Genomic DNA, 25,587 nt, shown 5'->3' with positions numbered 1-25,587 from the left:
GAGACTGCTCATGGCCGTCGAGACCGACGTCCTGAACGAACTGCGTCGGCTCCGCACCCGCATACCCCGGCTGACGGGCTCCCTCGCGGCCACCGTCGACGGACTCGTCCTCGCCCACGACGTGCCCGACACCGAACCGGAGGGACTGGCGGCGCTCACCGCGGCCGCCCTCGGTGTCGCCCACCGCATGACCGACGCCGCCGCCCGCGGTGACTTCCGCGAACTGCTGGTGCGGGGCTCCCAGGGGTACGTCGCGACCTACGCCGCCGGCACGACCGCCGTCCTCACCCTCCTCGCCGAAGACCGTGTCAACGTCGGCCGCCTCCACCTCGAAGGCCGGCGCAGCGGTGCCCGGATCGCCGACCTGGTGACCACGCGCGTGGGCCCCGGCACCGGCCGGCACGCCGACCGGACGGCGCCCGCGGAGCACCTCGCCACCGTGCCCCCGGCCACCGACCGACCCATCGGCACCCTCCCGGTCCGCACCCCGCAGCGCCCCACGCACCAGCCGCGTCCGCAGACCGGCATCTGAACCATCCGAACCGCTTGAGCCACCGAAGTACAAGACCGAACGAAAGGAACCGAGCGCATGGCCAACACAGAGACCGCGCTGAAGGAATGCCTGAGCTCCATCGACGGAGCGACGGCCGCCGCACTCGTCGACTACACCAGCGGCATGGCCCTCGGCACCCTCGGCGGCGGCAAGGACTTCAACCTGGAGGTCGCCGCCGCCGGCAACACCGACGTCGTGCGGTCCAAGCTGCGCACCATGGAGCACCTGGGCCTGAAGGAGGAGATCGAGGACATCCTCATCACCCTGAACACCCAGTACCACCTCATCCGCCTGCTGAAGGGACGCGGAGGCAGCGGACTCTTCCTCTACCTCGTGCTCGACGGGAGCCGGGCCAACCTCGCGATGGCCCGCCACCAACTGCGCCGCATCGAAGCCGACCTGGAGGTCTGAACCGGCACCACCGGACGGGAGCCCTCCGCCACACACCCGTTGCGGAGGGCCCCTCCATGCCGCGCGGCGACGGCAGCCGCGCGGCCGGCCGCGTCTACGGTGGATGCCATGACGGCACTCCTGGACGTGCTCGTGGTGGGCGCGGGCCCCACCGGACTCGCCCTCGCGACCCAACTGCGCGCCTGTGACACCCCGTTCCGGATCGTGGACCGTTCCGCGGACCGCGCCCGGGAGTCACGCGCCCCGGCGATCCAGCCCCGGACTTTGGAGATGCTGTCGGCGTTCGGTGTGACGGACGACCTCGTCGACCGGGGCAGCGCGGCGGTCCGGCTGCACCTGCATCTGCCCCGGCAAGTGCTGCACGTCCCGGTGTTCGACGTCGGCTGTGACGACACGCCGTACCCCTACCTGCTGTTCCTGCCGCAGTCGGAGACGGAGGCCGTCCTGGCGGACCGTCTGGCCGCGCGGGACGTGACGGTGGAACGGGGCACGGAGCTGCTGAGCGCCGTACCGGAGGGCGATCACGTCACCTGCCGACTGCGGCGCGGGGACGGGACCGAGGAGACCCTACGGGCCCGCTATGTCGTCGGCTGCGACGGCGCACACAGCACCGTGCGCGCCCAGGCCGGCATCGGCTTCGAGGGGTACGCCTATCCGCAGACGTTCCTGCTGGCGGACCTGGAGGCCGACGGCCTCGAACCGGGCGTCGCCCACACCTACCTGACCGCGGCCGGGCTGCTGTTCTTCTTCCCGCTCGGCACCCCGGCCACCTGGCGCATGATCGCGATGCGCCCGCCGGGCACCTCCGGCGGTGAGGTGAGCCTCGACCTCCTCCAGCGCATCGCCGATGACTGGACCCCCGACAGGCCGTCCCTGCGCGACCCGGTCTGGATGACGAGCTTCCGCATCCACAACCGCGGCGCCACCCACTACCGCAGGGGCCCGTTCTTCCTCGCCGGCGACGCGGCGCACATCCACAGCCCGGCCGGCGGACAGGGCATGAACACCGGCATCCAGGACGCGCTCAACCTCGGGTGGAAACTCGCCCACGTCTGCCGCGGCGCGGCACCGGAGGACCTGCTGGAGACGTACGGGGCCGAACGTGCCCCGGTCGGGCACGGTGTGCGCCGCCTCACCGACCGCGCGTTCACCGTCGGGACGAGCGGCCACCCGGCCCTGAGGCTGGCACGGACACGTCTCGCCCCGCACCTGGCCCCGCTGCTCCTGCGGGCGACCGGTGCCCGGGCGCGTCTCTTCCGCACGGTCTCCGAACTCGGCGTCCACTACCGCCGGGGCCCCGCCTCTGTCACCGGACCGCACCGGCCGCGCGGGGGTCCGCGCGCGGGAGACCGGCTGCCCGACATCCCGTCCGGCCTCCAGCGGCGCATCGCCGGACCGGGCTACCACCTGCTGCTGACCGGCCCCGCCCACCTCTGGTCCGGCGACCCGCGGCTGGGCGAACGGCACGGCCTGCTGAGCGTGCACCGTCTGGGCACGCGCAGCCCCTGGCCCGGTGTCGGCCACGCCCTCGTACGGCCTGACGGACATGTGGGCTACCTGGCCCGGGGCACCGATCTCACGGGCCTGCGCGCCTTCCTGGACCGCTGGCTGCCGACGCGTTAGACCGGAAGGCCGGCGAGCCACTCGAGCAGGAGCCGGTTGGTGTCGGCGGGACGCTCCTGCTGGACGAAGTGACCGCAGCCCTCCAGAAGGTATGAGCCCCTCAGGTTGGGCAGCGTCGTCGGGTACGCCGCGATCGCGTCGGCCAGCCAGGTCGTGGACGCGTCCAGGGTTCCTCCGATGAACAGCGACGGCTGGGTGACGGGGGCACCGGCGAAGTCCGCGAGGTCCTCCCAGTCGCGGTCCATGTTCCGGTAGCGGTTCAGGGCCCCGGTCAGTCCGGTGCGCTCGAACTCGGCGGCACAGACGTCCAGGTCGGCCTCGCTCAGCCACCCCGGCAGCCGCCCGGCGGGGAACCGGTCGCGCAACCGGCCCCCGCGGGCCACGAAATGGGGGTCGGCCTCGGGCAGCGTGTCCGCGGACTGGGCCGCGTAGAAGCCCGCGAGCCAGCCGCGCACGTCGGGCTCGATCTCCGCCTCGGCCCGGCCGGGCTCCTGGAAGTAGGAGACGTAGAACTCCTCGTCGCCGCCCATCCGCGCGAAGACCTCACTCGGCCGCGGCCCGCCGGGCGGGGTGTAGGGCACGCTCAGCAGCCCCACCGCGCGGAAGACGTCCGGCCGGACCAGCGCGGAGGTGGCCGCGATGGTCGCCCCCCAGTCGTGCCCGACGAGTACGGCGGACGGCTCGCCCAGCGCCTCGACCACGGCGACGTTGTCCTCCACCAGGTCGAGCATCCGGTACGCGTCCACCTCAGCGGGCCGCGACGAGCGTCCGTAGCCGCGTACGTCCACGGCGACCGCCCGGTAGCCGGCCGCCGCCAGCGCCGGCAACTGGTGGCGCCAGGCGTACCAGGACTCGGGGAACCCGTGCAGCAGCAGCACGAGCGGCCCGGCTCCCTGCTCCACGAGGTGGGCACGGCCGGCCGGTGTGGGCACGAGGCGATGCGTACGGTCGGCGGCGGACGTCTGCGGCATGGATCCTCCCGCGATCCGGAGGGCGTTCGGTCCACCGATCATCCGGCGCCCGCCGCGCCGCACGCCAAGCCTGTTGCCGGGTCGGCAAAAGGCTCAGCCGTGGTAGCTGATGTACCCGTTGCCGTCCGCGTCGGAGCCGCTCTTGGTGTACGAGTGCACGTCGGCACGGCTGCCGGACGGCTTGTACACGTAGATCGTGTCCTTGTCGTTGTTCCACATGAAGTTGCAGTTGTCGCGGTAGACGACGTTGTTGGCGTCGGAGTCGGACCCGTTGCCGCCGCGCAGCTTCACGTAGTCACCCGGCTGGAGGGAGTGGCTCGCGGTGAAGGTGAACTTGTTCCCCGCGGCGTCCTTCACGACGTACCCCTTGAGGTTCACCGTCGTGGAGCGCGAGTAGTTCTTGATGGTCAGGTACTCCTGGGCGGTGTTCCCGCCCGAGCAGCGGTTGGAGTCGCTGCCGGGAGCGTCGTACTGGATGCCGCGGATCTTCAGCGCGGAGTCGTACTCGGCGGCCTGGGCCGGAACCGCCGAGAGGGCGGTGAGGGCCCCGGCGGCGACAGCGGTGGTGGCGGCAAGGCGTATACGCATGGATGTTCGTCCCCCCTGCATGGCCTTCGAGTGAAGGCGATGTGATCGTTCGGTGAAGCATCCGGATCGTACACGGTTCAAGTACGCAGAAGGGCGGGTCCGGTGACATTGCCACCGAACCCGCCCCGCGGGGTGTGTGCGACGTCAGGCGCCGCTGGCCCGCAGCATGTCCTCGCGCTCGACGATCTTCACGCGCTCGCGGCCCTCGGGCTCGCCCAGAGCCTTCTCCGCCGCGTCCAGCTTGTACCAGCCGTCCCAGGTGGTGAAGCGGATGTCGCGCTCGGCGAGGAACGCGTCCACGGCCTCGGGCTCGGGGGTGGCGGGCGTGTGCAGCCGGCCGCCCGCGTAGTCGGCCAGCAGGTTCGACACCGTCTCGTTGGCGTCGCCCTTGGTGTGCCCGATGAGGCCGATGGGGCCGCGCCGGATCCAGCCGGTGACGTACGTGGACGGGAGGTGCTCGCCGGTCTCCTGCATGACCCGGCCGCCCTCGTCCGGGACGGTGCCGGAGTCGATGTCCCAGGGCAGCTTGGGGAGTTTGTCGGACAGGTAGCCCACCGCGCGGTACACCGCGCCGACGTCCCAGGTGTGGAAGGTGCCGGTGCCCTTGACGTTGCCGGTGCCGTCCAGCTCCGTGCGCTCGGTGCGCAGTCCGACGACCTTGCCGTCCTCGCCGAGGATCTCGACCGGCGACTCGAAGAAGTGCAGGAAGAGCTTGTGGGGCCGGTCGCCGGTGTCGCGGATCGCCCAGTTCTCCAGGGTCTTCGCCACCATGTCGGCCTGCTTGTTGCCGCGCCGGGTGGCGATCGAGCCCTCGTCGTAGTCGATGTCCTCGGGGTCGACGATGACCTCGATGTTCGGGGAGTGGTCCAGCTCCCGCAGCTCCATCGGGCTGAACTTCGCCTGCGCCGGGCCGCGGCGGCCGAAGACGTGGATCTCCTTGGCCCGGTTGGCCTTCAGGCCCTCGTACACATTGCCCGGGATCTCCGTCGGCAGCAGCTCGTCGGCCGTCTTGGCCAGGACGCGGGCGACATCGAGTGCCACGTTGCCCACGCCGAGCACGGCGACCTTCTCCGCCTCCAGGGGCCAGGTGCGCGGCACGTCCGGGTGGCCGTCGTACCAGGACACGAAGTCCGCGGCGCCGTACGAGCCGTCGAGGTCGATGCCCGGCAGCGAGAGCGCCCGGTCGGCCATCGCGCCGGTGGCGAAGATCACTCCGTCGTAGAACGCCCGCAGGTCGTCCAGGCCGATGTCGGTGCCGTAGTCCACGTTGCCGAAGAGCCGGATCTGCGGTTTGTCGAGCACCTGGTGCAGGGCGGTGATGATGCCCTTGATCCGCGGGTGGTCGGGGGCGACGCCGTAACGGATCAGTCCGAACGGAGCCGGCATGCGCTCGAAGATGTCGATGGACACGCCGGGTTCGGCGGCCACCTCGGACTTGAGCAGGGCGTCGGCGGCGTAGATCCCGGCGGGGCCGGATCCGACGATGGCGACCCGCAGGGGGCGGGGCATGGTCAGGTTCCCTTCGAGCGGCGACAAGCGATCTCGACGGGAAGCCTAAACTAAGGCAAGCCTAAGTCGGTACGAGGGTCCGGTCTATGAGCTCATAAGGCTACTTTATGGGTACTCCCTGGTCTCGCTTATGGCAGGGGTTGCTCCGCCCAGATCACCTTCCCGGTGGGCAGATAGCGCGTCCCCCAGCGCTCCGCGAGCTGCGCGACGAGGAACAGACCGCGCCCGCCCTCGTCCGTCATGGTCGCGTACCGCAGGTGCGGCGAGGTGCTGCTGCTGTCGAACACCTCGCAGATCAGATTGCGGTCGCGCAGCACCCGCACGTGCATGGGGCCGCCGCCGTACCGGAGCGCGTTGGTGACCAGCTCGCTCAGGATCAGCTCCGTGCTGAACGTCAGCTCGTCCAGACCCCACTCGGACAGCTTCCGGCTGACCGCCGCCCGCACCTCGCCCACGGCCGCCGGATCGGCGGGCACCGGCCACTCGGCGACCTGGTCGGCGGCGAGCGCCCGGGTGCGCGCGACGATCAGCGCGATGTCGTCGCTGGAGCGTGCCGTGAGCTGCGAGTCGAGCACCACCCGGCAGGTGTCCTCCGGGGACTGCCCGGCCCGGCCGAGCGCCTCGCGCAGCATCTCCAGGCCGACGTCGATGTCCCGCTCCCGGTCCTCGACCAGCCCGTCGGTGTAGAGGACGAGCCGGCTGCCCTCCGCCAGCTCCAGCTCCGCCGTCTCGAACGGCAGACCACCGAGCCCGAGCGGGGGACCGGCGGGCACCTCGGGGAACTCCACGGTCCCGTCCGGATGGATCAGCGCCGGCGGCGGATGTCCGGCCCGTGCGACGGTGCAGCGCCGGGAGACCGGGTCGTAGACGGCGTACAGGCAGGTAGCACCGGTGACCGGGGCGCTGCCCTCGTCCTCCGTCTCGTCCTGGTCGATCCGGCCGACCAGCTCGTCCAGCAGGGCGATCAGTTCCTCGGGCGGCAGGTCGAGGGCGGAGAAGTTGTGCACCGCGGTGCGCAGCCGGCCCATCGTCGCCGCGGCGTGCAGCCCGTGTCCGACGACGTCCCCCACCACGAGCGCGACCCTGGCCCCCGACAGCGGCAGCACGTCGAACCAGTCGCCGCCCACACCGGCCTGCGCGGGCAGATAGCGGTAGGCGATCTCCAGGGCCTCCTGCTCGGGCAGATTGCGGGGGAGCAGGCTGCGCTGGAGGGTCACCGCCATGCTGTGCTCGCGGGTGTACCGGCGCGCGTTGTCGATGGAGACGGCGGCCCGCGCCACCAGCTCCTCGGCCAGGGCCAGCTCGTCGGCGTCGAAGGGCTGCTGCTTCTCGCAGCGCCAGAAGCTGACCACGCCGAGCACCAGGGCGCCGGCCCGCAGCGGCACCGTGATCAGGGAGTGGATGCCGTAGTCGACGATCTGCGCGGAACGCTCCAGGTCCTGTGCCTGCCAGCCCGGGGCCTCGCTCAGCCGGGGCTCCAGGACGGGACCGCCGGTGGCGAGGCTGCGGCCCTGCGGAGAGGACTCGACGAACCTGATCCGCTCGCCGACCGGGTAGAGCGGCGCGTCCTTGCGGATCCCGCTCAGCGCCGTCCGGCTGAGCGCGGCCACCGCGTTCGGCTGCCCGCCGCCCAGCACCGCGTCGAACAGGTCCACGGTGACGAAGTCGGCGAACCGGGGCACGGCGAGCTCGGCGAGCTCCTCGGCCGTGCGCGTCACGTCCAGGCTGGTCCCGATGCCCACCCCGGCGTCGTACAGCATGTTGAGCCGCTCCCGCGCGGTCTCCGCCCGCCCGGACAGGGCCCTCAGCTCCGTGGAGTCGCGCAGGGTGGCGACGCTGCCCGGCGGGACGCCCGCACGGTCCGTGGTCCGCTGGTTGACGGCGAGGAGCCGGTCGCCGACCCGGTGCACCTCGTCCGTGGCGACGCGGCCCGAGGCCAGCAGGTCGGCGGTGCCCGGGTCGAGCCCCAGACTGAGGACGTGCCGCCCCTCGGCGTCGGCGGGCAGCCCGAGCAGCCGGTGCGCCTCGTCGTTGGCGAGCAGCAGGGTGCCTCCGTCGTCCACGATGAGCACGCCCTCCCGTACGGCGTGCAGCACGGCGTCGTGATGTTCGTACATCCGGGTCATCTCGTGCGGCCCGAGACCGTGCGTCTGGCGCAGCAGCCGCCGGCTCACCAGCGCGGCACCCGCCGTCGCCAGGGCGAGCGCCGCCGCGGCGGCCGCGAGCACGAGCGGCAGCTGCCGGTCGGCGGTACCGCCGACGTTCTTCGTCGTGATCCCCGCCGAGACCAGGCCCACCACCCGGCCGTCGGGGGCCTTCACCGGCACCACGGCCTGCACGAGCGGGCCGATGGTGCCTTCGATCTCCTCGGTGAACGACTCCCCGGCCAGCGCCGGCGCGATGGTCCCGACGAACTGCTTCCCGATCCGGTCCGGCTTGGGATGGGTGTAGCGGATCCCGTCGGTGTTCATCACGACGATGAAGTCGACCTTCGACCGCTCACGGGCGGCCTCGGCGCGCGGCTGAAGTACGGCCGTGGGATCAGGGCTGCTCAGCGCCTCGACCGTGCCCGGCGCGTTGGCGAAGGTCTCCGCCACGGCGAGCGAACGGTTGCGGGCCTCCTGCGTGGTGTCGTGGCGCACCTGGAGCACCAGCGCGACCACGGCCGCCACGACGAGCAGCAGCACGATCACCACGACCAGCAGGAACACCTGCCCGGCGACGCTGCGTCCGCCCAGCACCGACCGCAGCCCCGCCGCCGGCTGCCACCGCGACGGGCCCGCCTCCCGCCGCTGCCGTGCGGACGGCGCAGCGCCGGGCCGCAGGGGTGATCGAGTCCCGGATCGACCCAAGAGTCGGACCATGTGCCATGTCTACACTGCCGGGCCCCCGGAGGCGAGGGGCATCACCCGTGGTGGCAGGGGGTCCTCACCGTTTCGTCACGTGTCCCGGCGCGCACGGGCTCCCTGCCACCGAAAACCCACGACGGTCTCAGGGAGAACCTACGACGGTCTCAGGCGCCGAGCGAGCGGGCCAGCTCCGTCGTGGCCCGGGCGATGTCGCCGTCCTCGTCCGACATCAGCCCGCCGAGCTCGCCGCGCCGGGCCCGTACCGCCTGGCGGGCGGCGCGCTCCCACACCACCGGGTTCTCCCGGTGGTTCAGCAGCTTGGGATAGACGGCGGCGGTGCTCTCCCACTGCCGGGCCTCGGCGATGTTCTTGAGCAGCTGGATGATCTGGGCGCGACACGTCACCTGCGGCAGCTTCGCCAGCTCCCACAGGAAGGGAACCGTGGCCGCGGTCGCCTGCTCCACGACGAAACCGAACTGGCAGATCCGTTTCCTCAGGTCGTCGAGGGCGGAGCGGGCGGTGTCGGCATCACCCGCGGCGATGCCGTTGAGCAGAAGGGGAATGGCCGCCGCCGAGCCGGTGGAGTCCTGGATCTCGCCCCACGGCACGCGGTCCAGTGCCGTGAGCGGCGTGTTCCGGGTCGGGGCGTCGGGGCGCTGGGGGCGCTCGCTGCTCGGGTGTTCCGTCGAAGCGCTGCGCATGGCGAGGGGCCTTTCCGCGGCAGGTGGGTCAGATGGGTGGACAGGGCGTGGACGGACGGGTCGACAAGCGGGCCCAGACCGTCTTGCCCGACGGAGGACTGGGGGCCCAGCCCCACTCCTCGCACAGGGCGTCGACGATGCACAGGCCCCGGCCGTGCTCCTCCAGGGCCGGGCCCGTCGGCGCGTACACGGGCGGGTGGTCGCCGGGGTCGGAGACGGTGATCAGCAGGTGGGCCGGGTCCAGGAGGAACCCGAGCCGGATCTCCGGCACTCCAGGCGTCGCAGCGGCCGCCGGAGCCGCGTGGGTCGCGGCATTGGCGGCGAGCTCGGTGACGACGAGGGTCGTGTCGTCGCAGCGGTGGTCGAGCGACCAGCCGTGCAGGGTCTCCCGGGTGAAGGTCCGGGCTCGTGCGAACCCCTCCCCGCTGCACTCGAGCCGTAGGGAGACCGAGGCCGACAGGGCGCCCGAGAACTGCGGCAACATCGTCGGCACCGAGGGCGGGGTCCCGCGGGGGCCGGCCGCGGGCGGGCCGGCCGGGAAGGCCTGGGCCGCCCCAGGGGTGCCCGTGTGTGCCGCAGCCCCGCTCGGTGGCCGGAGCACGTGCTGCGCAGGTGATGACACGGCATCTCCCCGATGCGACGTCAGGACGGTGCGCCAGCCCGGGGGTTGACGCCGCAGCTATTATCCACGCTGAAGGCGCTCGCGTGCAATTGCACGGGAAATTGCGTGAAAATCAAGCCGTTGTGGGTACGCAAGCCGGGACGAGTGCGGTCGAAGGGACGCGGCCGCGCTCGGCCGATCGGCCGGGCACACCGTGCGCGGCGGGGAACGAGAACAGCAAGGAGACTGCGGTGCCACCAGTGCAGAACGGAGTGCGGGCAAGCTCGTTGAGCGCCTGCTGGATCAAGAGCCGGCACAGCAACGCCGAGGGCAACTGCGTCGAAGTCGCCCCTCTCGTGGACGGCGGAATCGCCATGCGCAACTCCCGCGACCCCGACGGACCCGCTCTCGTCTACACGTCGGCCGAGGTGGCGGCCTTCCTGGCCGGTGCGAAGGACGGCGAGTTCGACCACCTGCTCTGAGGGGCGGTGGCTCGCGTCGGCGATGTGAAGCCCTCCGGCAGAAGCGGAGCCCAACTCCCCACTTCTGCGGGGGCGCTGCGGGCGGATGCGTGAAGACCCGGTGAAGTGCGATAGTGTAAGCCGCCCTTGTGCCGGTCTGCTGGGAGTCAGGATGTCCGCCGCGTCGCATCGCATCTCCCGTCTGGAACCCTACCTGGACAGGCCCGAGCCGGCGCCGACTCTGCTGAAGATGCTGGTCGGTGTGCAGCTCGCCGGCTTCCGCGAGGACGCCGGTCTCGCCCAGGACCAGGCGGCGCGTGCTGTCGGGTTCAGTGCCGCGAAGTTGTCCCGCATCGAGTCGGGCAAGGGCCGGCGCCCGCCGACGGAGAGCGACGTCCGGGCGCTGCTGGAGCTGTACGGCACCGACGAGTACGAGGGCTCGGTGCTGCTCAAGCTGCTGCAGCGCGCCGGAGAGCCGGGCTGGTGGCAGCGGTACGACAAGCGGCTGATGCCCGAGTGGTTCGACCGGCTGGTCGGCCTCCAGGAGGCCGCCGCCACCATCCGTACCTTCGAGATCCAGTACGTGCCCGGCCTGTTGCAGACACCGGCCTACACCAGGGCCGTGGTGGAGCGCGGCCTGCCGAACGCGCCGGCCGCCGAGGTGGAGCGTCGCGTCGAACTGCGCAGGCGCCGCGCCCGGTTGGTGACGCGGACCGACGCCCCGCAGCTGTGGGCGATCATCGACGAATCCGTGCTGCTGCGCGTCCTGGGCAGCACCGACGTGATGCGGGAACAGCTCGCTCACCTCGTCGAGGTGGCCGAACGCCCCAATGTGACCGTGCAGATCGTGCCGCTGAGCGTCACCAACGCCTCGGCGCCCGCCATCCCGGTGACGTATCTGCGCTTCGGCGGCCTCGATCTTCCCGACGTGGTCTACCTGGAGCACATCAAGAGCGCGAACTTCCTCGAGGACCGCGACGAGACCGAGGAGTACCGGATCGCGCTGGACCGGCTCGCGGACGAGGCGCTCAAGCCCCGTGACTCGCTGGAGTTGCTGCGCCAGACGATGGACCAGCGCTATCCCTGACCGCTGCGCCTGACGCACGGATGCCTCGTGCGGGACGCGTGCGTCCGGCACGAGGCACCCAGTCGGTCACTCCCGCTTCTCCCGGCGGATGACTTCTCCGGGAGTTCACTTCTCCAAGGGGATCCGTCCCACACCGCCGAACTCGATCCACTCGTGGGTGAGCTGACGCGGTGCCACCTCGGTGTCCGGACGCCAGGTCGACACCTCGACGAGCCCCGGCTCCAGGATCTCCAGACCTTCGAAGTACGTCTCCACGTCCTTCGGTTCACGCACGCGGCCCCAGTTGCCCTGGGTGGCCTGGTCCATGAAGTCCGTGACGAAGGCGCGGACCTTCGGGTCCTCGCTGACCAGCTGGCACATCACCATGAAGCTGCCCGGCGCGAGCCGTTCCCGTACCCGACGGGCCACCGCGAGCGGCCCGTCGGTGTCGCTGTCCGGGATGCAGTGGAACACCGAGTTGAACAGCACGCACACGGGCTGGGAGAAGTCGATCAGCCGCTTGGTGTCGGCGTGGCCGAAGATCTCGTCGGTCTGGCGCAGGTCCGCGTGGATGACGGCCGTCCGCTCGTCCTGCTCCAGCAGCGCACGGCCGTGGACCAGCACCATCGGGTCGTTGTCGACGTAGACGACGTGGGTCGCGGGGTCGATGCGCTGGGCGACCTGGTGGACGTTGTCCTGCGTCGGCAGGCCGGACCCGTGGTCCAGGTACTGACGGATGCCGTACTCCTCGGAGAGGGTCTTCACGACCCGCTGGAGGAAGCGCCGGTTGTTGAGAGCCAGGCGGCGTGTGCTGGGAACGACCTTGTCGAGTTCCTCGCACGCGGCGCGATCGGCGGCGTAGTTGTCCTTGCCGCCCAGATAGTGGTCGTACATGCGCGCTGCCGTCGGCACGTTCGCGTCGATCTCGGTGGACAGCTGCTTCTCGGAGTGCATCGTTCCCCCTGCAAGGTGCCGCGCCAACGGACTGGCTGGACAGGAAGTACATCCTAGGGAGCGGGAGTTGGGCGGTGCCAGCCCACTGGTGAAGGTGCGCACGATCGAACGACAAGATGATCGCCACCGTGCCACCCTATGTGTCTTATGTAACCGTCCGCGCACTTTGCGCCACCGGTGTCCCGTGATCAAGGACCTGGCGTCCCAGCTCCTGAGCGGCCTCTGAGCCGGTCCGTCACCGCCGCTGCGCGGCGATCACGGCCCGGTACCAGTGGTAGCTGTCCTTCGGCGTCCGTTGCTGCGTGGCGTAGTCGACGCGGACGATCCCGAAGCGCTTGCCGTAACCGAAGGCCCACTCGAAGTTGTCCAGGAGGGACCACACGTAGTAGCCGCGCACGTCCACTCCGGCGTCCATCGCGGCCCGCAGCGCGGTGAGGTGGTCGCGCAGGTAGGCGACCCGGTCACCGTCGTGCACCGCCCCGTCCGGACTCACCTCGTCGTCCTCCGCGGAGCCGTTCTCGGTGATGTGGACGGGAGGCAGGGCGGCGCCGTACCGCTGCCTGAGGCCCACGAGCAGGTCGGTGAAGGTGTGGGGTGCCACGGCCCAGCCCATGGCCGTGCGCCGCACGCCGGGCATGGGCACCTCCACGTACCGGTTGTCGGTCGCCACGCGCCGCGCCGGGTCGCTCTCGCGGTACGGGGCGTCCGCCACGACGATCGGCCGGTAGTAGTTGATGCCGAGGAAGTCCAGCGGCTGGGAGGCCAGTTCCAGGTCGCCCTCGCGCCGGAAGTCCTCACCGCTGATCAGCTCGCCCCACGTCTCCTCCTCGGTCGCCGGGTAGCGGCCCGCGAGGATCGGCTCGGTCCACACCAGGTTGTGCAGGGTGTCGGCACGGGTGACGGCGTCCCGGTCGGCGGGGGAGCCGGTCGCGGGGAGGTGGTGGTCGAGGTTGAGGGTGATGCCCACCTCGCGCACCCCGGCGGCCCGCAGCGCCCGGACGGCCAGGGCGTGCCCCACCAGCAGGTGGTGGGCGGCGGCCAGCGCGCCCCGGCCCTCGCGGGCGCCCGGGGCGTGCCGGCCCACGGAATAGCCGAGGAAGGCGCTGCACCACGGCTCGTTGAGGGTGATCCAGCGCGGCACGCGGTCGCCCAGGTGCTCCGCGACGACGGCCGCGTACTCACCGAACCGCTCGGCGGTCTCCCGCACCCGCCAGCCGCCGCCGTCCTGCAGCGCCTGCGGAAGATCCCAGTGGTAGAGGGTGGCGGCCGGCTCGATCCCCGCCTCCAGGAGCTCGTCGACCAGCCGCGAGTAGAAGTCCAGCCCCTTGGCGTTCACCGGGCCGGACCCGTCCGGGACGATCCGGGGCCAGGCGATCGAGAACCGGTAGGAGTCCACGCCCAGTTCGCGCAGCAGCGCCACGTCCTGCGGGTACCGGTGGTAGTGGTCGCAGGCGACATCACCGGTGTCCCCGTTCACCACCAGCCCCGGGGTGTGGCTGTAGGTGTCCCAGATGGACGGCCCGCGCCCGTCCTCGTGCACCGCCCCCTCGATCTGGTAGGCGGCGGTCGCGGCCCCGAACACGAAGCCGGGCGGGAAAATCGGGTAGTCAGTCATGCCAGGCATCATGTCCCGGTTCCTCGCACCCCGCGGACTGTACTGACCAAGGCACTCCCCGTCAGGCCGCACCCGCCCCGGCCCTGCCGTACGGCGGCGCCGGCCGTCCTCCGCACCGCTCATATGGAAATGCGAGAATTGATCGGAAGTCGAGGGCTTGTCCACAACCGCTATTCTCACGGTCCGGCCGCTTTCCCAGGAGAACACCATGGGCGACTATTACGATCTCGGCACGCACAGCCGTCCCGTCACCACATCCTCCGCCGATGCCCAACTCTGGTTCGATCGCGGCCTGGTGTGGACCTACGCCTTCCACCACGAGGAAGCCGTCGCCTGTTTCGAAAAAGCGGCCGAGGCGGATCCGGAATGCGCGATGGCGTATTGGGGAATCGCCTATGCGCTCGGCCCGAACTACAACAAGCCCTGGGAATTCTTCGACGGCGAGGAACTGGCGCGGACCGTCGAACGCACGCACAGCGCCGTGGAGCGGGCCCACGAGAAGGCCGCCCGCGCCACCCCGGTGGAACAGGCCCTGATCGGCGCGCTGCGGGCCCGCCATCCGCAGCCGGATGCCGTCGAGGACTGCTCGGTGTGGAACGAGCCCTACGCGGACGCCATGCGCGCGGTCTACGACCTGACCCCCGACGATCCGGACGTCGCCGCCCTGCACGCCGACGCCGCGATGAACCTCACCCCGTGGCAGCTGTGGGATCTGCGGACCGGGCAGCCGGCCGAGGGCGCGCGGACCACCGAGGCCAGGGCCGTGCTGGAAGCCGCTCTCGCCACCGAGGCGGGCGTGCGCCACCCCGGGGTCCTGCACCTGTACATCCACCTGATGGAGATGTCCCCGACGCCGGAGCAGGCCCTCACCGTCGCCGACCGCCTGCGCGGCCTCGTACCCGACGCCGGGCACCTGCTCCACATGCCCTCACACCTGGACGTCCTGTGCGGCGACTACCGCCGGGTCGTCGCCGCCAACAGCGACGCCATCGCCGCCGACGAGAAGTACCACCGGCGGGCCGGCGCGATGAACTTCTACACCCTCTACCGGGCGCACAACCACCACTTCAAGATCTACGGGGCCATGTTCCTCGGTCAGGCGCAGGTCGCCCTCGACGCCGCCGCCCGGCTGGAGGCCGCCATCCCCGAGGACCTCCTGCGCGTCCAGAGCCCTCCGATGGCCGACTGGCTCGAAGCCTTCCTGGCCATGCGCGTCCACGTCCTGATCCGCTTCGGCCGCTGGGCCGAGATCCTCGCACGGCCCGCCCCCGCCGACCCGGAGCTCTACGCGACGACCACGGCCATGCGGCACTACGCGCGGGGTGTCGCCCTCTCCGCCACCGGCGAGGTCGACCGGGCGGAGGCCGAGCGCGAGCTCTTCCGTGAGGCGGTGGGCCGGGTTCCCGAGACGCGGATGCTCTTCAACAACACCTGCCAGGACATCCTCGCCATCGCGGCCGCCATGCTGGACGGCGAGCTCGAGTACCGCAAGGGGAGGTACGACCTCGCCTTCGCCGCCCTGGAGCGCTCCATCGAGCTCGACGACAACCTCCCCTACGACGAGCCCTGGGGCTGGATGCAGCCCACCCGTCACGCCTACGGCGCACTGCTGCTGGAGCAGGGACGCGTGGCGGAGGCCGAGGCGGTCTACCGCGCCGACCTCGGCCTGGACGACACCCTGCCCCGCCCGCTCCAGCACCCGGGGAACGTCTGGGCCCTGCACGGCTTCCACGAGTGCCTGCTGCGGACGGGCAAGACCGGCGAGGCGGCCCTCGTGGCCCACCAGCTCAAGCTCGCGACCGCGCTGGCCGACGTGCCGATCGAGGCGTCCTGCTTCTGCCGCCTGGACGCCATGCCCGTCCCCCGGACGGCCGACGGGTGCTGTCACTGACCCCGGCCGTCACGGCCTGTTCAGGCCCGCGCGCTCCAGCGCCCGGGTCATGGCCGGCCGGTCCCGCTGCCGCCGGCCGGGGTCGGCGGTGAGGGACATCAGCAGCTCCGGCGTCAGCCGGTAGTTCTCGGCGTGGGCCAGGAGGTCCTCAGCGTGGCCGGCCGGCATGGCGCCGTGGTCCTCGTCGGCGATCGTGCGCAGCACGTCGGCACGGTCGGCGAAGCGGCTCATGCCACAGTCGAGCCCGTCGTCGGCGAGGGTGCCGGGGTACGGGGCGCGGGCCCACGCCCCGTTCTCGTACCAGTAGACACAGCCCAGCTCGCAGCCGCTGACGAGGTCCTTCAACGGGTCGTGGGGAAGCCAGGCGGGGGCGCCGGCGAGCATGTCGACCGGCGGCTCGTGCCACTTGACGCCGCTCGACTCGTCCTCGCCGAAGAGCACGTACCGCTCCTCGCCGTGTGCGGAGAAGCCCCACCAGGTGCAGCCGGAGTCGTCCAGGTGGAGCCCGTCGGCGTCCACCCAGGTCCCGGTGCGGTGACGCGCCTGCTCGCCCCGCGTGGTGGCCTCCAGCACGGCGATGAGCGCCCAGCGCGCCCACAGCACCTCGGCCGGCGGCAGGTCCCCGGGCAGCCCCGGCCGGTTGATGGTCATGTCCCGTCCTCCGGGTTCGTCTCGCCGATCATGATCAGGGCAAAGGCTCTCATGGAGCCTACGTGGCAGGTTTGAGCTGCCCCTTCACGGTCACTCGTGAGGTGACCCCGCAGTCGGACACGACTTGGAGTGAGCGAACCGTGGCTGGAGAGCAGAAGGGCAAGGCCAAGGCCGAGCAGGCCAAGGGCAAGGCCAAGGAGACGATCGGCCGTGCGGTGGGCAACGAGCGTCTGACGGCCGAGGGCAAGGCGGAGCAGTCGAAGGGTGACGCCCGCCAGGCCAAGGAGAAGACCAAGGACGTCTTCAAGCACTGAAGACCGAAGCACTGAGTCACGTGGCGGTGCCGCGTCCTGAGGGACGCGGCACCGCCACGTTCGTCTCTCGGAGCACTCCCAACTCGCCCCGCCTCTTGACGTGTTGATTGCCGTCCTAAAACATTCGGGAAGCTCGATTGGTTCTGCGCGGTTCTGTTCGCTCCCGAAGGGAATCCATGTCCAGCAGACATCGCCTGGCCCGGACGGCACTGGCGGTCACCGTCCCCCTGGCACTCGGCGCCGGCCTCATGGCCGTGCCTCCCGCCGCGGCTGCCGCCGACCCGCCCGCGAGTGCGGTCACGGTGAGGATCGACCCGTCCTACCGGCAGCAGGAGTTCGAGGGGTGGGGGACCAGCCTCGTCTGGTTCGCCAACATCACCGGCCGCTACCCCGAACCCATCCGGCGCAAGCTCGCCGACATGCTGTTCGGAGAGGACGGGCTCCGCCTCAACATCGCGCGCTACAACATCGGCGGCGGCAACGCCCCCGACGTCCGCAAGGACTACATGAAGACCGGCGCGACGATGGACGGCTTCTGGAAGGCGCCCGCGGGCACCACCCGGGAGGACACCGACTGGTGGAACCCCGACGACCCCGCCCACTGGGACTGGTCCGCCGACGCGGGTCAGCGCTGGTGGGTGGACCGGGTCAAGAGCAAGGTGACCCGCTGGGAGGCCTTCAGCAACTCGCCGCCCTGGTTCCAGACCGTCAGCGGCTACGTCTCCGGAGGGTTCGACGCCAACACCGACCAGATACGCGCGGACCGCGTCGACGACTTCGCCACCTACCTGGTCAAGGTCACCGACCACCTGGAGAAGAAGCACCGCATCGACTTCGACACCATCGCCCCGCTCAACGAACCCAACACCAACTACTGGGGCACCCAGATCGGCCCCGACGGACAGCCCACCGGTGGCCGCCAGGAGGGCGCCCACGCGGGCCCGGAACTCCAGCAGAAGGTCGTCCTGGCCCTGTCACGCGCGCTGAAGAAGGCCAGAACCCGGGCCAGGATCTCCGCGATGGACGAGACCAACCCCAGCACCTTCGTCCGTAACTGGAACGCCTACGACAGCTCCGCCCGGGCCGTCGTCGACCAGCTCAATGTGCACACCTACGGCACCGGCATGCGCACCAGCGCCCGGGACAGCGCCAAGGCCGCCGGCCGGCCGTTCTGGATGAGCGAGGTCGAGGGCACCTGGGGGACCGGCACCGACTTCACCGGCATGGATCCGGGGCTCGGCATCGCCACCCGGGTCGTCGACGACATCCGTGAACTGGAGCCGTCCGCCTGGGTGTTGTGGCAGCCGATCGAGGACTCCATTCCCCAGGCGCAGGCCGGCAAGAACTGGGGCAGCATCCACATCCCCTTCAACTGCACCTCCAAGGACACCCTGGAGACCTGCCCGGTCAAGGCCAACACCAAGTTCCACACGCTGCGCAACTTCACCCACCACATCCGCCCCGGGGACCACTTCGTCAAGGTCGACGACGCCTCCAGCGTCGCCGCCGTACGCAAGTCCGGCCGCGGAGCGACGGTGGTGCACGTCAACAACGGCACGACCCCGCGCGCGGTGACCCTGGACCTGTCGAAGTTCCGGCGGATCGCCCCCGGCGCCACCGTGACCCCCGTGGTGACCAGCGCCGACGGCGCCCTCGTGCGCGGCACGCGCGTGAAGGTCCAGGACGACTCCGCCACCGTGACCGTCCCGGCCAAGTCGGTGACCACCCTCCTGGTCGACGGGGTGTCCGGCACCGCGAAGGACGCGTCGCTCGTCCAGCCCGGTCACGTCTACCGTCTCCAGGGCGCCCAGAGCGGCAAGTCCCTGGCGCCGTCCGCCGAGGGCGACGGCGTCGTCGTGCGCACGTCCGACCCGGCCGCCACATCCCAGCTCTGGTCCGTCGAGCACCTGACGCGCGGCAGCGGAAACCGTGAACGCTACGCCCTCGTCAACGCCGCCGACGGCAGGCGCCTCGCCGTGCGCGACGACGAAGCGGTCCTCGAGGACGAGGACGCCCCGGCGGCGCAGTGGATCATGTCCACCACGGGCGACGGCAGTTGGACCTTCGTCAACGCCGCGACGGGCCGTCTCCTCGATGTCGTCGGCCAGTCGACCGCCGACGGCGCCCGGGTCTCGGCCTTCCTTCCCACGTCCAACGCCAACCAGCGCTGGGGCGTCCGGGACGAGACGGTGCTCAGGACGCAGCCGGCCAAGGCGTTCACCGTCCCCGGGCGCGCCCCCGACCTGCCCGCGACCGTGACGCCCGTCTTCCGCGACGGCGGCCGGGGCGAGCTGCCGGTCGAGTGGACACTGCCCTCCGAGTCGCGTTGGCGTACACCCGGAACGGTACGGGTGAAGGGGCGGGCCACCGATCCGCTCGGCCGGAGGGTCCCGGCGGAGGCGGTCGTCACCGTGGACACCGTCGCCTCCACCCTCCCGGCCCGCGCCAAGACCTACACCGGGGAACGGCCCGAGCTGCCCGCCACCGTCACCGGCGTGGGACGGCACGGCGGAACAGCCGACCTCCCGGTCAGCTGGGACCCCGCCCCCGAGGACGCGTTCGACGACACCGGCGTGGTGACCCTGCGCGGTACCGCCCGCGTCCCCGGCGGAGACACGGCCGCGGCGACCGTACGCGTCCAGGTCACCGCACCCCGCGAGACCAACGCCACGCGCGAGGAGGGCGTGACGGTCGGCGCGACCTACTCCGAGAGCGGGTACTCCGCCGATGGCCTGCGCAACGGCACCACGTCCGAGAAGGCCTGGTCGAACTGGAGGTCAGGCACGAAGAACCCCTCCGACACCATCACCTTCACCCTGCCGGAGGCACGTGATCTGAGCCGGGTCGTCACCCACTTCCACCGCGACGGCACCAACGTCAGCTTCGCCCAGTCCCTCAAGGTGCGGGTGCGCGGCGCCGACGGCAGCTGGTCCGACGCGAGCGACGAGGTCCCGGTGGGAACCGAGGGGACGCCGGTGGCCGATGTGCCGGTGCGTGCGAGCGGCCCGGTGACGGGTGTGCGCGTGGTCATGACGGCACGCCCGGGCGGCTACATCACCCTCGGGGAGATCGAGCTCCTGGCCAAGGCGCCGGGCGCTTCCCCGGACGCGGCGGCCGCGTCGATCGAGGTGGACGGCCGGTCCCTGAGCGGCTTCGACCCGGACCGGACGGCCTACCGCGTCGCGGTGGACCGCCCGGACCGGGCCCGGATCACCGCCACGCCGCGTGACCCCTACGCGGAGGTGACGGTCGGCAAGGACCCGGCCGGGGCGAGGACGACCCGCATCGTCTCCGTGACCGGCGAAGACGGCTCGCAGACCCGGCAGTACCGGATCGAGCTGACCCGCCGGTGACACACGAGAGCGCGGGGCCCGCACGCCCCGCGCTTTCGTCTTCCCGGGATCAGACCGCCGGGGCCGGGTACGTCGGGTACTCCACGCCGGACACGTGCTGCACCACACGGATGACCTGGCACGAGTAGCCGAACTCGTTGTCGTACCACAGGTAGAGGATCGCGTTGTCGCCGTCCACCTTGGTCGCGCCCGCGTCGACGATCGAGGCGTGGCGCGAGCCGATGAAGTCGCTGGAGACCGCGTCGGGAGCCGTGGTGAAGTCGATCTGGCGCTTGAGCGGCGAGGTCAGGGAGACGTCGCGCAGGTGGTCGAGGACCTCCTCGCGGGTGGTCTCACGGCCCAGCCGCAGGCTGAGGATCGCGATCGAGACGTCCGGGACCGGGACGCGGATCGAGCTGCCGGTGATCGGCGCCTTGAGGTCGGGCAGCGCCTTGGCGACGGCGGAGGCGGCACCCGTCTCGGTGATGACCATGTTGAGCGGCGCGGACCGGCCGCGGCGGTCGGCCTTGTGGTAGTTGTCCAGCAGGTTCTGGTCGTTGGTGAACGAGTGAACCGTCTCGACGTGGCCGCGCAGGACCCCGAACTCGTCGTCCATGGCCTTCAGCGGCGGCACGATCGCGTTCGTGGTGCAGGACGCGCAGGACAGGATCCGTTCGTCCGGCTTGATCGTGTCGTGGTTGACGCCGTGCACGATGTTCGGGACGTCGCCCTTGCCGGGCGCGGTCAGCACGACCTTGTCGATCCCGGGGCGCAGGTGCTCCGACAGGCCCGCGCGGTCACGCCACTTGCCGGTGTTGTCGATGAGGATGGCGTCCTTGATGCCGTACGCCGTGTAGTCGATCTCGGACGGGTCGTTCGCGTAGATCACCTTGATGGCGTTGCCGTTGGCGACGATGGTGCTGTTCGCCTCGTCGACGGTGATCGTGCCCTGGAACTGGCCGTGGATGGAGTCACGGCGCAGCAGCGAGGCGCGCTTGACGATGTCCTGCTCACCGCCCCCGCGCACGACGATGGCCCGCAGCCGCAGACCGTTGCCCGAGCCGGACTTCTCGATGAGCAGCCGGGCGACGAGCCGGCCGATACGGCCGAAGCCGTAGAGGACGACGTCCCGGCCCTCGCGGCGCTCGATCTTGTTGGCGCCCGTGGCGCCGGCGACGGCCTCGGCGGTGAACTCGGCGATCGACAGGCCCCGGTCGTCGGCCTGGTAGGCCTCGGCGAGCAGGCCGATGTCGATCTGGGAGGGGCCGAGGTCGAGCGTGGTGAGGGTCTGCAGGAACGGCAGGGTATCGGTGACCGAGAGCTCCACGCCGGCGATCTGCCGGGCGAACCGGTGGGTCTTGAGGATGCTGACCACCGACTTGTTCACCAGGGAGCGGCTGTGCAGCAGGACCGTCACGTCCCGCTCCCGGTGCAGCTTCCCGATGATCGGGATCATCGACTCCGCGATCTCCTCGCGGTTCTTCCAGTTGGTGAACGAGTCGTCGTTGACAGTCACGAGTCCATCTTTCGAGCTAGGCGGCGCTCATATGTTAAACCGTCGATTTCCCGATCATGAAGGGGGTGTCTCCGACGCCTCCGTGGCCCTCTCCGCGCGCTTCCCCGGGCCGCCCCTGAGACGATCGAAAGCGGATCTTCCGTGTGAAAAGGGGTGCTCATGGACTACGACTCCGTCGCCGACGAGCTGTACGCCCTGCGCCCGGAGGAGTTCACCGCCGCCCGCGCCTCCGCCATGGCCTCCGCCCGCACCGCCGGTGACCGGGAGCTCGCCGAGCGGATCCGCACCCTGCGCAAACCCAGCCTCGCCGCCTGGGTCAGCAACCTGCTGGTCCGCAGCAGCCCCGGCGAAGTGGAACCCCTGCTGCGCCTGGGGGAGGGGCTGCGGCAGGCCCACCAGGACCTCGACGGCGCCCAGCTGCGCGAGCTGAGCCGCCGGCAGCACGCGCTCATCCGGGCCCTGTCCCTCCAGGCCCGGCGACTCGCCAAGGAGGCAGGTCATCCGATCGGCGAGAGCGTGCAGCGCGAGGTCGAGAACACCCTGCACGCCGTCCTGGCCGACCCGGAGGCCGCACGGGCCTGGGCGAGCGGCCGCCTGGCCAAACCGCTGGACGCGGCCGTCGGCTTCCCCGCCGTCGCCGAGGGTGCCCGGCCGAGGAGCCCCGCCCCCGCACCCGCCCGCGCTTCCTCGCGCCCGGGCAAGAAGGCCGACGAGCAGCGGCGACGCCAACTCGCCCGGGCCCGCGAGGAGGCCGAAGCCGCCGAGCGCGAGCTGAGCGAACTGCGGGACGAGGCGGCGACCGCGAGCCGGGCGGCACACGAGGCGAAGCAGCGGATGGAGGACCTCCAGCAACGCGTGGAGGAGCTCACCGAGGAACTGGCACGCACCAGGAACGAACACCAGCAGGCCCGCTTCGCCGAGCGGACGGCCCGGGAGGCGGCACGCACGGCCGACCGCCGGGTCCGCGAGGCCGGCCGCAAGGCGGCGACCGCCGCCGCCCAGCTCGAACGCCTGACCTCGCCGGACGCGTGATCCGCGGACCGCACGGCGGTGCGCGACGGCCGGCGTCCGCCGGGGGTCCACCATGACACCTGTGACCGAGCTCACAACCCGCCAATGCGCTGTCCCCCCACGCCTTACGCGCACGACACCAAAATTGAACCATTCCTTTTCTTGAACCAATCGTGTTTATGCCGCTAGGTTGGCCGCATGACCGCTTCCGGGAACCCGACCACCGCAGAAGAGCTGCGCGGTGCCGGCCTGAGGGTGACGGCCGCCCGCGTCGCGCTGCTCGAGGCCGTACGGGACGGTGACCACCTCGGCGCCGAGGCGATCGCCTCCGAGGTGCGCGGCCGCGTGGGCCACGTCTCCGTCCAAGCCGTCTACGAGGGGCTCCACGCACTCACCGCGGCGGGACTCATACGTCGCCTCGACCCACCCGGCAGCCCGGCCGCCCTCTACGAAGGACGCGTCGGCGACAACCACCACCACCTCGTGTGCCGCTCCTGCGGAGCCGTCGCCGACGTCGACTGTGCGGTCGGCCACGCCCCCTGCCTGACCGCCTCCGACGACCGCGGCTTCGCCGTCGACGAGGCCGAGGTCATCTACTGGGGCCTGTGCCCCACCTGCTCCACCGCTCGCAGTTCCTGAGCACGTGATCCACCCGAGCACCGTGATCCACCCGAGCACTGTGATCCACCCGAGCACTGTGATCCACCCGAGCACTGTGATCCACCCCGTCCGGAAGGATTTCCATGACTGAGAACCACGACGCGATCGTCACCGACTCGAAGTCGGAGGAAGCGGGAGGCGGCTGCCCCGTGGCCCACGGCCGCGCTCTGCACCCGACCCAGGGCGGCGGCAACCGCCAGTGGTGGCCCGAGCGGCTCAACCTGAAGATCCTCGCCAAGAACCCCGAGGTGGCCAACCCCCTCGGTGAGGGCTTCGACTACGCCGCGGCCTTCCAGGCCCTCGACCTCGACGCCGTGAAACGCGACATCGCCGAGGTGCTCACCACCTCGCAGGACTGGTGGCCGGCCGACTTCGGCAACTACGGCCCCCTGATGGTCCGTATGGCCTGGCACAGTGCCGGCACCTACCGCATCAGCGACGGCCGCGGCGGCGCCGGCGCCGGCCAGCAGCGGTTCGCCCCGCTCAACAGCTGGCCGGACAACGGCAACCTCGACAAGGCCCGCCGCCTGCTGTGGCCCGTCAAGAAGAAGTACGGCCAGAGCATCTCCTGGGCCGACCTCATGATCCTCACCGGTAACGTCGCCCTGGAGCAGATGGGCTTCGAGACCTTCGGCTTCGCCGGCGGCCGCGAGGACGTCTGGGAGCCCGAGGAGGACGTGTACTGGGGTCCCGAGACCACCTGGCTCGACGACAAGCGCTACTCGGGCGACCGCGACCTGGAAAACCCCCTCGGCGCCGTCCAGATGGGCCTCATCTACGTCAACCCCGAGGGCCCCAACGGCAACCCGGACCCGATCGCCGCGGCCCGCGACATCCGTGAGACGTTCCGCCGCATGGCGATGAACGACGAGGAGACCGTCGCCCTGATCGCCGGCGGCCACACCTTCGGCAAGACCCACGGTGCCGGCCCCGCCGACCACGTCGGTGCCGACCCCGAGGCCGCCTCCATGGAGGAGCAGGGCCTGGGCTGGCGCAGCACCTACGGCACGGGCAAGGGCGGCGACGCCATCACCTCCGGCCTGGAGGTCACCTGGACCAGCACGCCCACCCAGTGGAGCAACGGCTTCTTCAAGAACCTCTTCGAGTTCGAGTACGAGCTCGAGCAGAGCCCGGCCGGCGCCAACCAGTGGGTCGCCAAGGACGCCCCGGAGATCGTCCCGGACGCGCACGACTCCTCGAAGAAGCACCGCCCGAAGATGCTCACCACCGACCTGGCGCTGCGCTTCGACCCGATCTACGAGCCCATCTCCCGCCGGTTCTACGAGAACCCCGACCAGTTCGCGGACGCCTTCGCCCGCGCCTGGTTCAAGCTGACCCACCGTGACATGGGCCCGAAGTCGCTCTACCTCGGCCCCGAGGTCCCCGCCGAGACCCTGCTGTGGCAGGACCCGCTGCCGGAGGCCGAGGGCGAGACGATCGACGCCGGTGACATCGAGGTGCTCAAGACCAAGCTCCTCGAGTCGGGTCTGTCCGTCGGGCAGCTCGTGTCCACCGCGTGGGCCTCGGCGTCCACCTTCCGCGGCAGCGACAAGCGCGGCGGCGCCAACGGCGCCCGCATCCGCCTGGCGCCGCAGCGCGGCTGGGAGGTCAACGAGCCCGACGAGCTCGCCCAGGTCCTGCGGGTCCTGGAGGGCATCCAGCAGGAGTTCAACTCCGGCGCCGGCGCCAAGAAGGTCTCCCTGGCCGACCTGATCGTCCTCGGCGGCACCGCCGCCGTCGAGAAGGCCGCCAAGGAAGCCGGCTTCCAGGTGGAGGTCCCCTTCGCCGCGGGCCGTGTGGACGCCACGGAGGAGCACACCGACGCCGAGTCGTTCGAGGCGCTCGAGCCGACCGCCGACGGGTTCCGCAACTACTACGGCAAGGGCAACCGCCTCCCCGCCGAGTTCCTCCTGCTCGACCGGGCCAACCTGCTCACCCTGAGCGCTCCCGAGATGACCGTCCTGGTCGGTGGCCTGCGGGTGCTGGGCGCCAACCACCAGCAGTCCCAGCTCGGCGCCTTCACCAAGACGCCCGGCTCGCTGACCAACGACTTCTTCGTCAACCTGCTCGACCTGGGCATCACGTGGAAGTCGACGACCGAAGACCAGACCACGTTCGAGGGCCGCGACGCCGCCACCGGCGAGGTCAAGTGGGCCGGCTCCCGCGCCGACCTGGTCTTCGGCTCCAACTCCGAGCTGCGCGCCCTCGCCGAGGTCTACGCGAGCGACGACGCCAAGGAGAAGTTCGTCAAGGACTTCGTCGCTGCGTGGGTCAAGGTCATGAACCTCGACCGGTTCGACCTGGTCTGAT

The 25,587-nt window shown here is 71.1% G+C and carries 21 protein-coding genes; 11 read left to right on the top strand and 10 right to left on the bottom strand.

Annotated features, from left to right (window positions below; genetic code table 11):
• Positions 1-10: 10 nt before the first annotated feature.
• From AB0I06_RS17775 to AB0I06_RS17765, 3 genes are all read left to right on the top strand, one after another.
• Entirely contained in the window at positions 11-532 is a 522-nt protein-coding gene (locus AB0I06_RS17775; protein WP_363119725.1) for a roadblock/LC7 domain-containing protein, read from the top strand.
• Between the two features lie 57 nt (positions 533-589).
• Positions 590-964, top strand: coding sequence for a hypothetical protein (locus tag AB0I06_RS17770; RefSeq protein WP_142156397.1), 375 nt, complete (start codon positions 590-592; stop codon positions 962-964).
• Between the two features lie 108 nt (positions 965-1,072).
• A complete protein-coding gene (locus AB0I06_RS17765) occupies positions 1,073-2,587 on the top strand; it encodes an FAD-dependent monooxygenase (protein WP_363119724.1) in 1,515 nt (504 codons plus the stop codon).
• Here the strand turns inward: AB0I06_RS17765 and AB0I06_RS17760 are convergent.
• The 6 genes from AB0I06_RS17760 to AB0I06_RS17735 form a co-directional block, all read right to left on the bottom strand.
• Positions 2,584-3,558, bottom strand: a complete 975-nt coding sequence (locus AB0I06_RS17760) for an alpha/beta hydrolase (protein WP_363119723.1) — start codon at positions 3,556-3,558, stop codon at positions 2,584-2,586. The genes AB0I06_RS17765 and AB0I06_RS17760 overlap by 4 nt on opposite strands.
• A 93-nt stretch (positions 3,559-3,651) precedes the next feature.
• The gene (locus AB0I06_RS17755) at positions 3,652-4,146 is read right to left on the bottom strand and encodes a lamin tail domain-containing protein (protein WP_363119722.1); all 495 of its coding nucleotides are present in this window, start codon (positions 4,144-4,146) and stop codon (positions 3,652-3,654) included.
• A 144-nt stretch (positions 4,147-4,290) separates the two neighbouring features.
• Entirely contained in the window at positions 4,291-5,655 is a 1,365-nt protein-coding gene (locus AB0I06_RS17750) for an FAD-dependent oxidoreductase (RefSeq protein WP_363119721.1), read from the bottom strand.
• 128 nt (positions 5,656-5,783) lie between these two features.
• Positions 5,784-8,519 (bottom strand): SpoIIE family protein phosphatase, encoded by a 2,736-nt coding sequence (locus tag AB0I06_RS17745; RefSeq protein ID WP_363119720.1) that lies wholly within the window; start codon positions 8,517-8,519, stop codon positions 5,784-5,786.
• 149 nt (positions 8,520-8,668) lie between these two features.
• Positions 8,669-9,205 carry a hypothetical protein gene (locus AB0I06_RS17740; protein ID WP_363119719.1) on the bottom strand — a complete coding sequence of 179 codons (537 nt, stop codon included), beginning with the start codon at positions 9,203-9,205 and terminating at the stop codon, positions 8,669-8,671.
• 28 nt (positions 9,206-9,233) lie between these two features.
• Positions 9,234-9,689, bottom strand: coding sequence for an ATP-binding protein (locus AB0I06_RS17735; RefSeq protein WP_363119754.1), 456 nt, complete (start codon positions 9,687-9,689; stop codon positions 9,234-9,236).
• Between the two features lie 368 nt (positions 9,690-10,057).
• On the opposite strand from AB0I06_RS17735, the gene AB0I06_RS17730 reads away from it, so the two are divergent.
• Both AB0I06_RS17730 and AB0I06_RS17725 read left to right on the top strand, forming a co-directional pair.
• The gene (locus AB0I06_RS17730) at positions 10,058-10,288 is read left to right on the top strand and encodes a DUF397 domain-containing protein (protein ID WP_363119718.1); all 231 of its coding nucleotides are present in this window, start codon (positions 10,058-10,060) and stop codon (positions 10,286-10,288) included.
• 151 nt (positions 10,289-10,439) lie between these two features.
• Positions 10,440-11,354, top strand: a complete 915-nt coding sequence (locus AB0I06_RS17725; protein ID WP_363119717.1) for a helix-turn-helix transcriptional regulator — start codon at positions 10,440-10,442, stop codon at positions 11,352-11,354.
• Positions 11,355-11,459: 105 nt separating this feature from the next.
• Here AB0I06_RS17725 and AB0I06_RS17720 read toward each other — a convergent pair whose 3' ends face one another.
• Entirely contained in the window at positions 11,460-12,287 is an 828-nt protein-coding gene (locus AB0I06_RS17720; protein ID WP_363119716.1) for an SAM-dependent methyltransferase, read from the bottom strand.
• Positions 12,288-12,522: 235 nt separating this feature from the next.
• The gene (locus AB0I06_RS17715) at positions 12,523-13,902 is read right to left on the bottom strand and encodes a GH1 family beta-glucosidase (RefSeq protein WP_363119715.1); all 1,380 of its coding nucleotides are present in this window, start codon (positions 13,900-13,902) and stop codon (positions 12,523-12,525) included.
• A 208-nt stretch (positions 13,903-14,110) separates the two neighbouring features.
• Between AB0I06_RS17715 and AB0I06_RS17710 the strand changes: the two genes are divergently transcribed.
• Positions 14,111-15,793: a hypothetical protein gene (locus AB0I06_RS17710; RefSeq protein ID WP_363119714.1), complete on the top strand. Its 1,683-nt coding sequence runs from the start codon at positions 14,111-14,113 to the stop codon at positions 15,791-15,793.
• Positions 15,794-15,802: 9 nt separating this feature from the next.
• Here AB0I06_RS17710 and AB0I06_RS17705 read toward each other — a convergent pair whose 3' ends face one another.
• Complete coding sequence (locus tag AB0I06_RS17705) at positions 15,803-16,444, bottom strand: hypothetical protein (RefSeq protein WP_363119713.1); 642 nt, start codon at positions 16,442-16,444, stop codon at positions 15,803-15,805.
• Positions 16,445-16,584: 140 nt separating this feature from the next.
• Between AB0I06_RS17705 and AB0I06_RS17700 the strand changes: the two genes are divergently transcribed.
• Together AB0I06_RS17700 and AB0I06_RS17695 are read left to right on the top strand one after the other, a co-directional pair.
• Positions 16,585-16,758, top strand: coding sequence for a CsbD family protein (locus tag AB0I06_RS17700; RefSeq protein WP_104782404.1), 174 nt, complete (start codon positions 16,585-16,587; stop codon positions 16,756-16,758).
• Positions 16,759-16,934: 176 nt separating this feature from the next.
• Positions 16,935-20,111, top strand: a complete 3,177-nt coding sequence (locus tag AB0I06_RS17695; protein WP_363119712.1) for a glycoside hydrolase — start codon at positions 16,935-16,937, stop codon at positions 20,109-20,111.
• A gap of 49 nt (positions 20,112-20,160) precedes the next feature.
• On the opposite strand, the gene AB0I06_RS17690 is transcribed toward AB0I06_RS17695, so the two are convergent.
• Positions 20,161-21,606 carry a glyceraldehyde-3-phosphate dehydrogenase gene (locus AB0I06_RS17690; RefSeq protein ID WP_363119711.1) on the bottom strand — a complete coding sequence of 482 codons (1,446 nt, stop codon included), beginning with the start codon at positions 21,604-21,606 and terminating at the stop codon, positions 20,161-20,163.
• Positions 21,607-21,765: 159 nt separating this feature from the next.
• Here AB0I06_RS17690 and AB0I06_RS17685 point away from each other — a divergent pair, with 159 nt between their 5' ends.
• From AB0I06_RS17685 to katG, 3 genes are all read left to right on the top strand, one after another.
• Positions 21,766-22,638, top strand: coding sequence for a hypothetical protein (locus tag AB0I06_RS17685; RefSeq protein ID WP_363119710.1), 873 nt, complete (start codon positions 21,766-21,768; stop codon positions 22,636-22,638).
• A 177-nt stretch (positions 22,639-22,815) separates the two neighbouring features.
• A complete protein-coding gene (locus AB0I06_RS17680) occupies positions 22,816-23,256 on the top strand; it encodes a Fur family transcriptional regulator (protein WP_363119709.1) in 441 nt (146 codons plus the stop codon).
• Positions 23,257-23,360: 104 nt separating this feature from the next.
• Positions 23,361-25,586 carry a catalase/peroxidase HPI gene (katG, locus tag AB0I06_RS17675; RefSeq protein WP_363119708.1) on the top strand — a complete coding sequence of 742 codons (2,226 nt, stop codon included), beginning with the start codon at positions 23,361-23,363 and terminating at the stop codon, positions 25,584-25,586.
• Position 25,587 lies beyond the last annotated feature (1 nt).

The organism is Streptomyces sp. NPDC050674, from assembly GCF_040654575.1.
In the GTDB taxonomy this organism is placed as follows: Bacteria; Actinomycetota; Actinomycetes; order Streptomycetales; family Streptomycetaceae; genus Streptomyces.
Note: the sequence above shows the minus strand (reverse complement) of the source record. Positions and strands in the feature narration are given on the sequence as shown.